Raw genomic sequence first — 14,313 nt, 5'->3', positions numbered from 1 at the left:
CGCCGGGATGATGGAGTGCTCAAAATCCTTCTCGTCGGCAGCCGTCGGAATGGCAGATGGGGCATTCCGAAAGGCCACATTGATGCCGGCGAGACCAGCGAGATCACAGCGGCTCGCGAATCTTTCGAGGAAGCGGGCGTGGTCGGTCGTGTCGAGGTGGAAATTTTCGGAATATTCACCTATGAGAAGGACAGCACGCCGGATCGCTACCATGTCTCGGTTCACCTTGCAGAGGTGACAAGGATCGCGATGGACTATCCTCAAAATCGACGCGAAAGAAGGCTTGGTTTCCCCTGGCGGCTGCGCCGGTCGAAGTCTCGCAACCAGGGCTGCGCGAGCTGCTACGCAAGTTTGCCGATGGGATCGGCGATTCTGGCACCACGGACGGACCAGGTTTTCAGCTTGGTCGTGGTTTCAGGATGTAGTGGGATCCCTGGATCTTTCGCCAACGGCGCGAAATTCGCCTGATCAGTGCTGTACAGGTGCCCGGCTTTCAGCCTTGCGGCGTTCCGCTCTTTGGACCGATGGAACGACTTCTCTGTCTTCTTCGACATCTTCCCCGTCATAATCGTCCGCCACACGAACCTCATCCATGCGGTGTTTGATCGCCAGGGCATAGATCGTGTCGAGCACATTCTTGTCCGTGACGCCAGGATCGGTCAGGGCCAGCAGCGAGGCGCGGACAATCTTCTTGCTGGAGGTTTTCGGGCAGCGCTTCAACACGAACTCATACAAGGCATCGCCTGTCAGACCTTCGGTAGCTCCGTCAACGAGAGCCTGGTAAATCTTCTTGCGCTTCTCACCCATGTGATTTCTCCTTAAGCGGTACTGCCCGGGACCTAGCCACCGGCGCCGGGCGGCGCGTCGTTCTCTAAGTTCTCGGGGTACTGCACAACCTCATTTTCGTCCATATCCTGTGCAGCGCCGCTGCCCGTACGTAATGAGATGCCGGGACCCGACGCAACGCTGCCAGCTTGGAGGAACGTCACGCCAGCTGTTTCGAGGACGGCGCGGACCGCGACAACATGATTCCGCATGCCGGTGGCCGGGCCTTCGCTTGCTTCCATGCGTTTCAGCGTCGGCACGGAGATATTCGCAGCGAGAGCGAGCGTTGCTTGCGGCATACCGATGAGCGCTCGAGAGGCCGAAATCTGCCTGCCAGATAGCATCTTATGGTCCTTTAAGTCTCAGCGATATTCAAAGGTGTTGAACAGCACATCTGGATCCGACTACCTAGAAAAACTAGCGATGGCATGCCAGGACACTCATGACGGCCGGAGAGAAGGGCTGATCGGCGTACCGCTTTTCGGCAGGGCGATATCAACGAGTTCGCGTGATAGGCCCGACGCAAATGACGCTCAGCGCGCGCCAGCAGTCCACATCACCGCCATCGAGAATTATTTAACGACGCATCGCGCCCGAGAACATAGCCAATCGCGAAGGCGAGGGCGCCGATCGTAAGGACAATCCCCGTTGCCGTGTGCGGATGCTCAGCGGCGCCCGCGGCCACTGCGGCGCTCTCACGGACAACAGCATCCTTGGCATCCTTCGCGACCCTCCGGATACCTGTTGGTGATTCTGCGAGTGTTCCTGTGAAGCCAGCACTGAGTTCGTCGGTCATGATGTTCCTCCTTTTTCTGAGGGAAGGAGAACCCGCGCCAGCGCGGGAAGTTCCAGCGACCTGGCTGGCTGCAACTGGTGGCTTAGAGGCATCTGCAAAAATCACTCGAGGCGATAGCGCGCTAGCGGAGCACCTTTTCCTAGCGCTGATAAGGCCGACCCCCACTCAAGTGGATCGTTGGACAATAAGGATCCGGTGCAAATCCAACTGCACGGTAAAACATCGAGACATTGCTCATCGCAAGGAACGTTGCAGCTGCCAGCGGCGTTGAGCCGGAATTAGAAGGAGATCTAATGATGGACAGAGAACAGAAGATTCGTGAGCGCGCCAACCAGATATGGGAGGAAGAGGGTCGCCCCGAAGGCAGTCACGAGGAACACTGGCGGCGAGCTGAAGAGGAAATTGCGGCAGGCGAACACGTAGCCGCTGGAGAAGGCACCGAGAACTGGAAGGCAGAGGCCGGTCTGCCCAATGACCAGAACTCGCCGGGCGTCATGCCGACTGTGATCCCACCGGACTGAGGACGTCAACTTCGTCGCAGATGGCACCCTGTCGTTTGGCATTTAACTGTGGGAATGCGCCCGTTGCGGAGGTGATGGCACTTAATTTGAGATTTTTCGGTGCGATTTTCGGCGCTTGACGCCCTCAGTCCGACCATGATCTTTTGTCATATTCGGCATTTTCTGATGAGGGTTGTCCGCAGGCAGCCATGCCTTCCTCGGTAGGAAGCCAGACTGCGGTCGTGTTGATATCAGCCGGCGTTAATGCGATCGGCCTATGAATCCGGATCTCACCGGCGGGCACCGCATTGACGTCAATCTAGGTGCACCCACACGCCGCAATCAGGTCGCAAAGCCGGGAAGTTACCTCTCAAATTCAGAGAGGCTATCGATCGAGAATGAGGGCGGTTCGGAGGAATGCCGCTTGGCCGTTGGCGAAATGGTTTATTGATCGCAGGCCAAGCACCATTGCTCGCAAGTTCGGACGGCGATCAGCGTCGATTCGACGCTCACAGCCTCCGACTTGCGGCCTTCGATCCGGGTAAGTCAGGAACGGGAACGTTTCCGGCTCGGCTATTCGGCCGCACCGACACAAAAACTCGTTAGATATCAATAATTTAGTCCATGGATCGATTAGGAGTCGACTGTTCGAGTCCCTTCAAGAGCGAGACAATGTTTTTCGCGATCGTTGCCTGTCGACTCAACGCATGGCTTCAGACTCCACCGCGATGACTGGCGTACCAACGCTGTGCGATAGGGGCCATGCACCATGTCCAGATTTCTCGCGCGCGCTCTAAGTCGTCCGGCGCGGGCAACGGCGAACGCTCCAGAGCGATGCTCGAGCACGACACCTGGCGCGTGGTCCCGTAGCTCCTCTGGCAGATGCCCTCAAGCGTCGTAAGGTAACGATGATCACCTGCCTGCGCATCAACGCCGCGCTAATCCAGGCGGTCGGTCCACAGCTCGGGTACACGAGATCGGGTCGGATCTCCACATCCGGCCTCACGGAGCCCCGCATGCTGGATCGACATCCATCTTACCGCGGTTCAAAGGAGGAGGTGGTGCCGCTGTCGTTCCATCTGACTTCTGACTCGTAGCATGAGACCAACGACTAAAATGATCGTGCTCAGTAATTGAGCTTTGGGTACCAGTCTGTGCCGCGGCCGGCTGGCGTCATGTCCAGAATGTTCCAGAGTGGTGCGATATCGACCGCCCCCCTTGGATCCTGGCCAGGATCCGCTGCTTCGGTCGGCATCTCGCCATTGTAGAAGACGCGGATATCTTTCCCATCCTTCTGGTAGACGGTGAATCCTGGATTTTCAGATCCGTTGTCATTCAGCAGGCCTAGGTCACGGGCGTAGTCGTCGCCGACGGTCTGGACGAAGTCCAGGTCGCGCCAGCCGCGTTCGATGGCAAAGGCGCGTTGTCGTGCCACGGGGCTGCGACCGATGATTTTGAAGGCAACCCGTTGCTTGATGTCGGCGCCGTTGCCGTTCGCTCCGCCAAGAAAGTTCGTGCACATGGGGCAGGGCCGTTCGCGCTGTGGGCCGAACATCCAGAAGTACGTCACTAGTGTATCGTGGTGACCGAACATGTCCGCGAGACCGACCTCGTCGCCGTTCTCATCCTTGAAGCGATAGTTCTTCTCAACGACGGGACCTGGAGGCAGGCGCCGGCGCTGCTCCGCAAGCCTCGTGAGATGTCGCCGGACTTCGATTTCCTCCGCCAGCAGGGCGGTCCTTGCCTCGGCGTATTCCGGAGTTTCGTTCGTGAACTTGCTCACACGTTTTGCGGCCAGTTCCTTTGCGGGTCTCAATTCGCTCATGTCCATGTGCCTGCTCCTTGGATCTATTCCGACCGTCTCGCGAAACGACCTCCATTCGGCCATCCCATGCTTGTCGTCGGAAATCGGCGGGCGCGCATGATGGTTTTCCACGCCTCACTTGAAATAGACGTACGAGGCGATCCGTTCTCGACAAGAGCTCGAATTTTTTTCGGTTTCAGTTGCGGTCGCCTTGCTCAGAGGTGGCAATCAGAATCAGCGCGATAACACGCTCGGACGCCTGGCGCACAATTTCAAGGGCCACGTGGCCTCCCATCGAGAAGCCGACCAGCACCATTTCCGCCATCGCCACAGCAATAGCACGACTCGCCATTTCAGCGGTTGACGAGTCCTGCGATAGGTCGGCATGGATGATTGGGCCATATGCCGCCAGCTCGGGTTCAACGTCACGCCAGAGGTCGGCGTCGAGCATGAATCCTGGAATTAGGACCATCCCCATCTTCACGCTTCCTTCTGAGATCTGGCAAAGGTCGCCGGTCGTGGCTCATGCGGAGATCAATCACGTGCGAGCGCCTTCGACAACCAAAGAGAGCTGACGCTGCCGATTGCCGGCAATGCTATATGGTAGCCCAACGCGGTGCTTCTTCTAACCTAGCATACGCGGCGTTGATGTCACGTGAGGGTCCAGGTGGCATATTACCTTGATTCATTGATGAAGCGAGGCTCGGACAAATGTAATCCAAACGACGTCAAAGGAGATCGTCAATCGGGTATTACCAGCGGCCCGCAGTCACTATCGGCGACAAAGGTCGCCAGCAACTCAGCGGGCTCGGTCTTGCTGACGTTCTCTGCAAAAAGATGCGCAGTTCCGGGTGGCTCGAACCAGGTTTCGCCCGCGCGATAGGTCCCGGCCGGGCCACCTTCAAGCTGAGAGCGCAAGGTCCCCTTCAGCACGAAGGCCGAGACCGAGCCAGGATGCCGATGACGTGGCGTATAGGCGTTGGGTGGATAATCGACGACCGCGACGGTCAGTGACTTACCCGGCACGTTCGGCAATGGCTCGCAGGAAATTGGCCTCACTGTGGTCTGGGGTCGTCCGGCGGCCGCCGGATCGGAGGTTTCGGACATATGATGCTGAGCAGGGCCTGGATCGGCCTCGCCGCTCCGGAAAGCGGTAATGCCCAGGAATAAAGCAAGCACGGCGACGGTTCCCAAGGTCATCGAAATAGATGACGAGATCGCGCTGTTCTCCGCGACCGAGCCGAAGATTGAATAAACGTTTGGTTTCAGCATGGAGTATCTCATCGGCGACAGGGATTTCAATGATAGCTCAGGGGGCTTCAGATCCGGAACTCCGGCGTCCATCCGAGTTCGCGGATAGCCTTCGCAGAGGTAACCATTGGGCTCGCTTCGGCAATATTGTAGATGCCCTGCGTTCCCGCCTTGACTGCAAGCATTGCCGCGCGGGCCGCCGCGTCCACATGGACGGCGAGCGTGGCATCGGGGAAGTCCGCGCCGGTCGCGGGGCCGTAGAGGCGCCCATAGCGCAGAACGATACCGGTTACCCTTTCAGGCTCTCCCAGGACAGCGGCCTCCAGCGCCGCAACACCCGAGACGCTAACGCTGCGAGGCTCGGGCGCTGCGAGATCCAGCGGCGCCGACTCGTCATGGGGTTCGTTCCCAGCAGCATAGGCCCAGGCGATGCTTTGCGCGATAATGCGCTTGGCGCCCGCAGCCATCGCGGCCCGCATAAGATTGGCGGTCCCCTCGCGGCGGATGCGCGCATTGCGGGCGGCGAATTCGGATGCTCGTGACGGGTCTACGGCCGGGGGGAGATCGGTCAACTGGTGGATGATCACATCCGGATTTGCCTCTATCACCGCCCGCTTTAGCGCATCGCGATCGAAGACGTCGACCACCACTGCATGGACGCCGGCCGCATCAAGGTCGCGCGCTTTGTCGGACGAGCGTGTCGTCCCGAAAACGTCATATCCTGCATCCAACAATTGCGGCACGATCCGCCTGCCGATAGCACCTGTGGCACCCGCCAGAAAAATCGTCTTGGGCACGATATTCTCCTTGCCTCTCCGTTGTATAGCTACACTATGGCCGCTATCATCCAGTAAAAAGGACCAAGATTGGGCAAAAAAACTGTACCATCCACGGATGTTCGGTCCCTCTCCATAACGGTTGATCGGCAATCTGGAAAAACGCTCACTGACCAGCTGACGCAGTCGATCGAGGCCGCCATTCTGGATGGGCGGTTGTCGGGAGGCGCGCGGCTGCCATCGTGGCGCGATCTGGCAAGCCAGCTCGGCGTTGCGCGCGGGACGGTCAAGGCCGCATATGAAAGGCTTATCGACCGCCAACTTCTGATCAGTCACGGTCCCGCGGGAACGCGGGTCAGCGCGCACCTGCCCCCGCGCACCGCGGGCGAGCGTCGCATGTCGCTCCGCGATCCCTTCCACGCGCTCGGAATGATCACACCCGGTATGCCGCCGCGCCTGTTTCAGCTCGGCGTGCCTTCACAGGATGCGTTCCCTGCGACGACCTGGTCTCGACTGTTGGTACGGGCCGGCCGAAAGGCAGCGCTCCTGCCGCTCAGTTACCCGGACCCACGCGGCGAGCTGGCCCTGCGTCGCGAGATCGCAGCTTATCTTGCCGTGGCCCGTTCTGTCGTCTGTCATGAGGAGCAGGTCTTCATCACCACAGGTTTCACCGCCGCGCTCGGCCTGATTGCCGATACGCTCGCAGCACGGCCATGCAAGGCGTGGGTTGAAGATCCGGGTTACCCTTTGGCAAAGGCCGGACTTGCGCTGAAAGGCATAGAGGTTGTGCCCGTCCCGGTTGACTGCGACGGGCTCGACGTGGCGTTCGGCATGGCGATCGCCCCCGACGCATCGCTCGCGGTCGTAACGCCGGGACAGCAAGCCCCACTGGGAATGACAATGTCGCTCACCCGTCGGCGGGCTCTTCTGGACTGGGCGGCATCGGCAGACGCTTTCATCATCGAAGACGACTATTTGGGTGAATTGCAGCTGAAGGGACGCGCTGCACCGGCACTCGCCTCGCTGGACGCCGAAGAGCGTGTCATCCATGTGGGGACGTTCAGCAAGACGATCAGCCCGGCGCTGCGACTGGCTTTCTTCGTGGCGCCTCCCCGCCTGCTGGACGAGCTTTTCCGCCGGGCGATGTTTCTTTCTCCTGCTCCCGCGACGATGGCCCAGATTGCCGTTGCCTCCTTCCTCTCCGAGGGCCATTTCCTTCGGCATTTGCGCAAGATGCGGCGACTCTATTCGGAACGGAGCGAAGTTTTGAGCGGCATCGCGGGCACCGCGCTGATGGACCGGAAGAGGGGCGGATTGGCGCTTATTCTTGGTCTTCCGGATGGTGCGGATGATGCCGCCATCGCTCGCCGCGCCCGCGACCTTGGGCTGGGGCCATCACCCCTGTCGAGCTGGTATGCGGATGCGAGCCGCTCCCGGCCTGGGCTGCTGCTGGGGGTAACGAACGTGACGCCGTGGTCGGCCGCTACCGCTTGGCAGGCACTGCAGGCCATCATCGGTGAATTTACGCAAGCTTGACGTCCGGTAGCTCACGAAGAAAGGCTGTTCGTGCTAAGCACGGAAGCTGGATTGCGCGGCTCGGCTTCTTGTATGTTGCGCAGCACATAGAGACGAGGCGTCTCTTCCCTTTGTTGGAGAACTACACCCGAACGACCTGGAACTCGCCTATACAGTCTTTATTGGGTATGTTCCGTCCCTCAACGCCATAACCGAAGGGCCAAACCCGGACGCAGGTCTGGAGCACGGCGACTGGAAATCGCACACCCGCTTCATTGTTTGCCTCTCCGGCTATCGCAATTTTGATAATATCGGATGGAGAAGGAGCGCTGGTGCGCGAACGATATGGCGCCGCCGATCTACCACCAAGGAACTGGACGGAAGGAACTAAAGTGGGCTCTCGACGTTAACGCGCGAACGATTTTGTGGGGAGACTGAAACCCGTTGCCATCGGGTGGGAGGAGCTCGATGAACAATTCCGGAGCGCCCAGCGGTCCTGAAGCGATTTCTGCGCCTGAATGGCGACAAATCGTCCATAGCGCGGTCGATACGGCGATCATTACGACCGACCTCCAAGGCAAGGTGACGAGCTGGAACGAAGGCGCGCACCGCATCCTGGGCTGGACGGAAGCTGAAATGCTGGGCCAGACGCTGGAGCGTTTGTTTACTGACCAGGATCGCCAGCGAGACATATTGGCAAACGAGATGCGCGACGCGCTGGCATACGGCCGTGGCGGCGGCCAAGAAGGATGGCGTATATGCAAGGATGGGAGCCGCATTTGGGCGTCTGGCGCGATGACCCCTATCAGGGCCACCGATGGGGTGCAGAGCGGATACGTGAAGATCCTGCGCGATCGGACCTCCCAGCGCAAGGCTGAAGAGGGCGCGGCCGAAGAGCGTCGCGCGCTCGAATTGCTGAACCGCGCGGGATCTGCCCTGGCGGCTGAGACGGACCTCCATAAGGTGGTGCAGATCGTCACCGATGCCGGTGTTGCCATCTCCGGCGCTGAATTCGGCGCGTTCTTCTACAATGTGCTGAACGAGCGCGGTGAGAGCTATATGCTCTATACGCTTTCCGGGGCTCCCATCGAAGCCTTTTCGAAATTCCCGATGCCGCGCAACACGCAAGTGTTCGCGCCGACGTTCAACGGGGAAGGCATCGTACGCTCGGACGACATCACGAAGGATCCGCGATATGGCCGAAACGCGCCTCGACGCGGGATGCCCGAGGGTCATTTGCCCGTGCGCAGTTATCTGGCCGTGCCAGTGATTTCGCGCACCGGGGAAGTGCTCGGGGGCCTGTTCTTTGGCCACGCCACGCCAGCTGTCTTCAACGAACGCTCCGAGCGGGGCCTGGAAGGATTGGCGGCGGAGGCCGCGGTAGCGATCGACAACGCTAACCTTTCACAGGCCACCCAACGTGAGATTGAGGAGCGGAAGCGCGCGGAAGGAGCCCTTCGCGATCTGAATGCAAGCCTCGAGCAACAAATCGCGGAACGAACAGCGCAGCTTAGAGAAAATGAGAGCGCGCTACGCCAATCGCAGAAGATGGAGGCCGTTGGGCAGCTGACGGGCGGCATCGCTCATGATTTCAACAATCTGTTGCAGGTCATTATCGGCAATCTTGACATCTTGCAGCGGAACTTGCCGGAGGATTCCGGGCGGCTTAAGCGAGCTGCGGGCCACGCAATGATCGGCGCTCGTCGCGCCGCTGCCCTTACCCAGCGGCTCTTGGCCTTTTCTCGACGCCAGCCACTCGATCCAAAACCACTGAATGCCAACGCCCTTGTGACGAGCCTTTCGGAGATGATCCATCGAACGCTTGGGGAAACCATGGCCGTGGAAACTGTTCTGGCCGCTGGGTTATGGCAGGTGGAGGCGGACAATAACGAGCTTGAGGCCGCAATTCTCAACCTCGCGGTGAATGCGCGCGACGCCATGCCGGATGGTGGCCGTTTGACCATCGAAACCTCGAACGCCCACATTGATGAGGCCTACGCCGCCTCCTACGCCGAGGTTTCAGCAGGGCAGTATGTTTGTATAGCGGTGTCGGATACCGGCACGGGCATGGACGAAGTCACGATCGCAAAGGCCTTCGAGCCATTCTTTACGACCAAGCCGGTCGGTCGGGGGACTGGTCTTGGACTGAGCCAAGTCTATGGCTTCGTCAAACAGTCCGGCGGGCACGTGAAGATCTATTCGGAGCTCGGCCACGGCACGACGGTAAAGATCTATCTACCGCGATTCACATCGGCCAATACGTCGGACGAGCCCCAGACTGATCTGCCGGTCCCTGAAGGGCAAAATGACGAGACCCTCCTCGTCGTCGAGGACGACGATGATGTGCGAGCCTATTCGGTCGAGCTTCTTCGTGAACTCGGGTATCGGGTGATCGAAGCGCATGACGGGCCTTCCGCGCTACGCCTCCTTGAGCGACAGGCGAGAGTCGATCTGCTCTTCACCGATGTGGTCCTTCCAGGGGGCCTGACCGGAGCGCAGGTCGCGGCCCAGGCGCAAGAGATTAAACCGGGTCTGAAGGTCTTGTTTACAACCGGCTACGCGCGTAATGCGATCATTCATCATGGCCGTCTCGACAAGGGTGTAAGACTGATTACAAAACCATTCGGTTCGGCGGAACTGGCTGCGAAGGTACGTGATGCGCTGGATGAGGAGTTTGAGTGATGGTCCCTTCACAGGAGCCGCTTGTATTGCGAATGCCCGACGGGGAGCGGGGTATGCTGACGCCTGGCATCGATACCATTCTTGAACGGCTTTCCATGCGCTCAGCACGGGCATCGCGGAGCTTGGCGAGGCGCAAGACCAGTTTCCGGTCGCCATTTAGGTGACTGACGTCGAAGGGGTCGTAACCTACTTCAACCCGGCCTGCATTGAATTTACCGGCCGCAGGCCTGAAGTCGAGAAGGATCGATGGGAGTCACTTGGTGCCATTATACGAACGTGGGCGAGTTGCTGCCCCATCACGAATATTCCATGGGTGGTGCCCATCAATACGCGGTGGCCGGTTCGAGGCGTGGGAGACCCTTAACCGCATGCCAATGAGTACGAGATCAAGGCTGCCCAAATCCGCGGATCGACGTGCGGTATCAATCGCTCCCCTCAGAAATTCTCCGCTTCCTATTCGTTCCGACTAGGATCGTGACACCTATCGGCGCCCAACGTCGAAGGAACTCCTCAGCCTGAAAATGCCGCCCTTGGAATGCTGATGGAAACGACCAGCCCTGTCGGTCTCCAGTCGCGCTCGATGGTGGCGCCAAGCGCACCGGCCAGAGCTGTTTCGAGCCGACTGCCAAAGCCTGAGGTTTCGGAAGTTGATGGTTCCGGCCCTCCCGTTTCCCGCCAAATGAGCTCAATCCTATCCGCTTTATCCAGCAAGTTTACATCGAGATATCCGCTTGCGACCGAAAGAGATCCATATTTCGCGGCGTTGGTGGCAAGCTCATGCAGCAGCAGAGCGATGTGCGTCATCGCCTTGCCCGTGACCGAGGGATCGCTGCCCGATATGGTGATCCTTTCCCTTGCCCCGTAAGGTTCGAGGATGGTCCCGAACAATGTGTGCAGTGAGATCGCCTGGATGTCGTCGATCTCACCTTTCCAATCGGCCATGGTGAGCTGGTGCGCACGCGCGAGCGAGGAGAGCCTCGCCTGGATCGTCGCCAGCAAGTCCTCATGGGTCGTGGTGGAGCGTCCGCTGATGGAGACGATCGCTGTCGCGAGCGCAAAGAGATTCTTCACGCGGTGACGCATCTCTCCCATCAAAAGCTCTTGCTCCGCCTGCGTCCGGCGCCTTTCCGTAATATCCCTCGCGATCTTCGATGCGCCCACGATCATGCCTTGCGCGTTGCGGATGGGTGAAATCGTGAGCGAGATGTCGATGAACGATCCATCCTTGCGCCGTCGCACTGTCTCGAAGTGCTCGACGCGCATGCCACGCTGGATCTCGGCGAGGATCGCTGGCTCCTCATCGAGCCGATCCTCGGGGATGAGAATGGTGATGGATTTGCCGATCACTTCCTCCGCCTCATAGCCGAAGAGCCGGGTCGCGGCTGGGTTCCAGCTCTGGATAATGCCCCTTAGATTCTTGCTGATGATCGCATCATCCGAGCCATCGATAATAGCGGCCAGCCAGTCACGCGGATCGGGTCCGTCCGCTGTCACTTGGTGTATCAGCTTGGCTGGCGGAAAGGGATTTGATGGAAGCCGCACGCTCGCCCGCCACGCGTGGGGTGGCGCGGACGGTCCGTCATCCAATGGGGGGTCTTCCGCGGAACTTGCCATGCAACACTCCTGAACCACTCTCATCACCGCCAAAACAGAGGCAAACGCAAGAAATCATGCACGTTTGCCTTTTTGATAGCATCTCTTCGCCGGCGGACTCGTCAAAACGCCAGCTGTTTCCCAAGCGAGAATCGCCGGTTTTTGAAGTATCTCCCTACTAACATAGGGCACCGTTCACATCTTTGAATGCCGTTAGGTTCCGGTCATCGCTCAGACGATAGACAAAGATCTTTAATTCTTGAAGAGATCCGACGGAAGATGGCCTCAGTCGATGGTCGGTGACCTCCCGCCGAGGGCTGACGGCTGGCTGTCTCGTTCGTGGCGCATCTGAAAGACCGGATAGATGAAGGCTCGAGGGTCTACTGGTGCGAACACGGATCGAGCTTACCATTGGCCTGTTCCCATCGCCGCCCGTCGACCTCACATGTTCGTTGCGAGACGATGGAGGATACAATGTGATCCAGTCGGGGGTTTCTCCGCTAGATTTCGTGAATATGGTGGACATCGCGGTGGCACACCGGCTGTCGCTCATAAACTCGTTACCAAACGTCGCCCATCGATGTTATTCGATACCAAAGGCGGAGGACATTCAATCGTTCGAAGGTCCAGCGCGACGAACCGGAGTTCACGATGATCCCCGCAAGGGGGGAACCTGATCGCCATTCCGAGGTTAGACGCGATCGAGAAAACGCGGGGCCCAATGCGTCAACTTGTTCTGATTGTCGAGGACGAGCCGCTGCTCAGGATGCTGGCGGTGGATCTGGTTGAGGAAGCTGGCCTCGAAGCGTTGGAAGCCACCAACGCGGAGGAGGCTATTACTCTGCTCGAGCGCACGCCCGATACTCGGATCCTTATGACCGACATCGATATGCCTGGAAGCATGAACGGCCTCGAGCTCGCTTGGACAGTGAGCCGTCGCTGGCCATCGATTTCCACAGTGTTGGTCTCGGGCAAACAGCCCCTGGCGGCGAGAGAGATGCCTGAAGGTAGTGTCTTTTTCGCGAAACCCTACGAGCCTCGAAAGATGGTTGACCTGCTCTCGAAGATGGCGAATTGACCGCGGCCGCTTAGCTTTCAGCAACGCGCGAATTGCTGCGGCCTTCCCGCCTTCCAATATGCGTCGGAAATCAATCGGAAACCAAAGCTCTGTTCGTCTGACCTCAAGTTGTTCTCAGGGCCCAGTTCTTCTTCCATCACCATATGCAGGCTTCGAAGATCACAGTGCACGCAGGACGCCTTGTGCGATGCATCCAATGCGCAGCTGGCGAAATGGCCGATCAATTGCAACGCCATGATGGCCAAGTGCCAACGCGTGCTGATGAAGGCTGTCAAATTCGCAACACTTGCTGGGACCTTTAGTTTTCGAGCTTCTAATGGATGGACAGCCACCGAATTGATGATGTTATGGAGCGGGCTCCGTTTTGGTTGAAGGCGACTCGATTTATGGCCTTTCGGCGTTTCAAGATGCTCCGATCGCGTGCCTTGCGTAGTAGTAGTGGCGCGTCTGAACTTTACGAGCCTTGGGTCTATGACGCCTTTGATCGGTTTGAGCGTGAGATGGAAGCGTTCTGCCGGCGCTTGCTGTTTTCAGTTGTAATTTGAAAGTCGGGCCCGGCAAGGTCGGGAATACCCGATGTAGTAGCGAGGGGCCGAATCTATCTGCGCCCCCTGAACCGGTCGAATGCCGTCAGACGCTGAACCGGGGGGTCAGCATCCTCCCAGCGGTAGATCTCGATTCGCAGGAAGCTAAGCTCGTCTTCCATCGCCTCCTCGGCGATCTCGATCCACCAGGATTTCGGCCGGCCGTCACTGCCGTCCGACCAGCGGTAGCCCCGCTCCTTCAGCCGGTCCTTCAGATCGAAGGGCGAGTTTTCCGCGAAGATGCGCACGCGGGAACGCTGGCTTGCCTGATAAAGCTCGGCAAATGGTGTTTGACCGTTATCGCCCTGAGGAAGTGCCAGGACTTCCAGCAGCGCAAAGCAGTCATCGACGGCCCGGTGCCCGACATGGAAATAGCCGCTCTGATTGATGAGATAGCCGAGCTTCGTTCCCTCATAGCCCCTGGCATTCCAATCGATCTCGGAATTGGAACAAGCCCAGGCCTTGCGGGCAAAGATCGAGGAAAAGGCCTCGCAAAAGGGGCGATCGAAGCCGGCATTATGGGCAATGACGAGATCGGCGGGCTCGATGAGCGCACGCACGGCGGGCATGTCGATCATCTGGCCATGAACCATGGCGTCCGTGATGCCGGTCAGCCGGATCACGTCGGCCGGGATCGGGATGCTCGGTTGCTGCAGTCCGCCGTAAATGCCGGTGACATCTCCGATCTTGCCGTCCGCATTGAAGGTGAAGCCGATCAGCCCGATTTCAATGATCTCGTCCTTCCTCGCGTCGAGACCGGTTGTCTCGGTGTCGAGGATAACGCCCCTCAGCGGATAGCCCGGCCTTAGGGCAGGGGCGATCGCGCGTGGCTCGAGTTTTTTCAGGATCTGATAGCGTCCGGTTGCTTCCAGCATCCGCACCATCTCGGCTTCATCGGGCGATGATCCG

13 protein-coding genes and 1 pseudogene are annotated in these 14,313 nt (G+C 59.0%); 5 read left to right on the top strand and 9 right to left on the bottom strand.

Translation table 11 applies throughout. The features are described from left to right. Positions 1 to 15 precede the first annotated feature (15 nt). On the top strand, positions 16 to 468 hold the full coding sequence (locus JJQ51_RS19875) for an NUDIX hydrolase (RefSeq protein WP_331275828.1): 453 nt from the start codon (positions 16 to 18) through the stop codon (positions 466 to 468). On the opposite strand, the gene JJQ51_RS19870 is transcribed toward JJQ51_RS19875, so the two are convergent. The 3 genes and pseudogenes from JJQ51_RS19870 to JJQ51_RS19860 form a co-directional block, all read right to left on the bottom strand. Further along, positions 469 to 807 (bottom strand): hypothetical protein, encoded by a 339-nt coding sequence (locus tag JJQ51_RS19870; RefSeq protein WP_113391245.1) that lies wholly within the window; start codon positions 805 to 807, stop codon positions 469 to 471. It lies immediately after the preceding gene. Between the two features lie 125 nt (positions 808 to 932). Then, positions 933 to 1,169, bottom strand: a pseudogene (locus tag JJQ51_RS19865) (transcriptional regulator); the annotation flags it as partial. 212 nt (positions 1,170 to 1,381) lie between these two features. Further along, a complete protein-coding gene (locus JJQ51_RS19860; RefSeq protein WP_269245171.1) occupies positions 1,382 to 1,621 on the bottom strand; it encodes a hypothetical protein in 240 nt (79 codons plus the stop codon). A 293-nt stretch (positions 1,622 to 1,914) separates the two neighbouring features. Between JJQ51_RS19860 and JJQ51_RS19855 the strand changes: the two genes are divergently transcribed. Then, entirely contained in the window at positions 1,915 to 2,142 is a 228-nt protein-coding gene (locus tag JJQ51_RS19855) for a DUF2934 domain-containing protein (protein WP_186449596.1), read from the top strand. 1,105 nt (positions 2,143 to 3,247) lie between these two features. On the opposite strand, the gene JJQ51_RS19850 is transcribed toward JJQ51_RS19855, so the two are convergent. The 4 genes from JJQ51_RS19850 to JJQ51_RS19835 all read right to left on the bottom strand — a co-directional run bounded on the left by JJQ51_RS19850 (position 3,248) and on the right by JJQ51_RS19835 (position 5,973). Next, entirely contained in the window at positions 3,248 to 3,952 is a 705-nt protein-coding gene (locus JJQ51_RS19850; protein ID WP_269245170.1) for a DUF899 family protein, read from the bottom strand. A 169-nt stretch (positions 3,953 to 4,121) separates the two neighbouring features. Continuing rightward, positions 4,122 to 4,397, bottom strand: coding sequence for an alpha/beta fold hydrolase (locus JJQ51_RS19845; protein ID WP_331275830.1), 276 nt, complete (start codon positions 4,395 to 4,397; stop codon positions 4,122 to 4,124). Between the two features lie 269 nt (positions 4,398 to 4,666). Further along, positions 4,667 to 5,227 carry a cupin domain-containing protein gene (locus JJQ51_RS19840; RefSeq protein WP_269245169.1) on the bottom strand — a complete coding sequence of 187 codons (561 nt, stop codon included), beginning with the start codon at positions 5,225 to 5,227 and terminating at the stop codon, positions 4,667 to 4,669. Between the two features lie 17 nt (positions 5,228 to 5,244). Further along, positions 5,245 to 5,973, bottom strand: coding sequence for an NAD-dependent epimerase/dehydratase family protein (locus tag JJQ51_RS19835; protein ID WP_269245168.1), 729 nt, complete (start codon positions 5,971 to 5,973; stop codon positions 5,245 to 5,247). A gap of 69 nt (positions 5,974 to 6,042) precedes the next feature. On the opposite strand from JJQ51_RS19835, the gene pdxR reads away from it, so the two are divergent. Together pdxR and JJQ51_RS19825 are read left to right on the top strand one after the other, a co-directional pair. After that, positions 6,043 to 7,488, top strand: coding sequence for a MocR-like pyridoxine biosynthesis transcription factor PdxR (gene pdxR / locus JJQ51_RS19830; protein ID WP_113353594.1), 1,446 nt, complete (start codon positions 6,043 to 6,045; stop codon positions 7,486 to 7,488). Positions 7,489 to 7,935: 447 nt separating this feature from the next. Further along, positions 7,936 to 10,149 (top strand): PAS domain S-box protein, encoded by a 2,214-nt coding sequence (locus JJQ51_RS19825; RefSeq protein WP_183813620.1) that lies wholly within the window; start codon positions 7,936 to 7,938, stop codon positions 10,147 to 10,149. Positions 10,150 to 10,659: 510 nt separating this feature from the next. Here JJQ51_RS19825 and JJQ51_RS19820 read toward each other — a convergent pair. Further along, on the bottom strand, positions 10,660 to 11,643 hold the full coding sequence (locus tag JJQ51_RS19820) for a PAS domain S-box protein (RefSeq protein WP_246661175.1): 984 nt from the start codon (positions 11,641 to 11,643) through the stop codon (positions 10,660 to 10,662). Between the two features lie 820 nt (positions 11,644 to 12,463). On the opposite strand from JJQ51_RS19820, the gene JJQ51_RS19815 reads away from it, so the two are divergent. Continuing rightward, a complete protein-coding gene (locus JJQ51_RS19815) occupies positions 12,464 to 12,820 on the top strand; it encodes a response regulator (RefSeq protein WP_145634897.1) in 357 nt (118 codons plus the stop codon). Positions 12,821 to 13,418: 598 nt separating this feature from the next. Here JJQ51_RS19815 and JJQ51_RS19810 read toward each other — a convergent pair. Next, the coding region (locus JJQ51_RS19810) for a 3'-5' exonuclease (RefSeq protein ID WP_269245167.1) at positions 13,419 to 14,313 on the bottom strand (895 nt) is incomplete at its 5' end.

Origin of the sequence: Rhizobium sp. AG207R (assembly GCF_027109195.1) — a bacterium.
GTDB classification, from domain to species: domain Bacteria; phylum Pseudomonadota; class Alphaproteobacteria; order Rhizobiales; family Rhizobiaceae; genus Rhizobium; species Rhizobium dioscoreae.
The sequence above is the reverse complement of the archived record's forward strand: the minus strand, read 5'-3'. Positions and strand labels throughout refer to the sequence as shown.

Coding starts and splice junctions, on each gene's coding strand:
- JJQ51_RS19870 (WP_113391245.1), bottom strand. CDS start 807: ATGGGTGAGAAGCGCAAGAAGATTTACCAGGCTCTCGTTGACGGAGCT.
- JJQ51_RS19860 (WP_269245171.1), bottom strand. CDS start 1,621: ATGACCGACGAACTCAGTGCTGGCTTCACAGGAACACTCGCAGAATCA.
- JJQ51_RS19855 (WP_186449596.1), top strand. CDS start 1,915: ATGATGGACAGAGAACAGAAGATTCGTGAGCGCGCCAACCAGATATGG.
- JJQ51_RS19850 (WP_269245170.1), bottom strand. CDS start 3,952: ATGGACATGAGCGAATTGAGACCCGCAAAGGAACTGGCCGCAAAACGT.
- JJQ51_RS19845 (WP_331275830.1), bottom strand. CDS start 4,397: ATGGTCCTAATTCCAGGATTCATGCTCGACGCCGACCTCTGGCGTGAC.
- JJQ51_RS19825 (WP_183813620.1), top strand. CDS start 7,936: ATGAACAATTCCGGAGCGCCCAGCGGTCCTGAAGCGATTTCTGCGCCT.
- JJQ51_RS19815 (WP_145634897.1), top strand. CDS start 12,464: ATGCGTCAACTTGTTCTGATTGTCGAGGACGAGCCGCTGCTCAGGATG.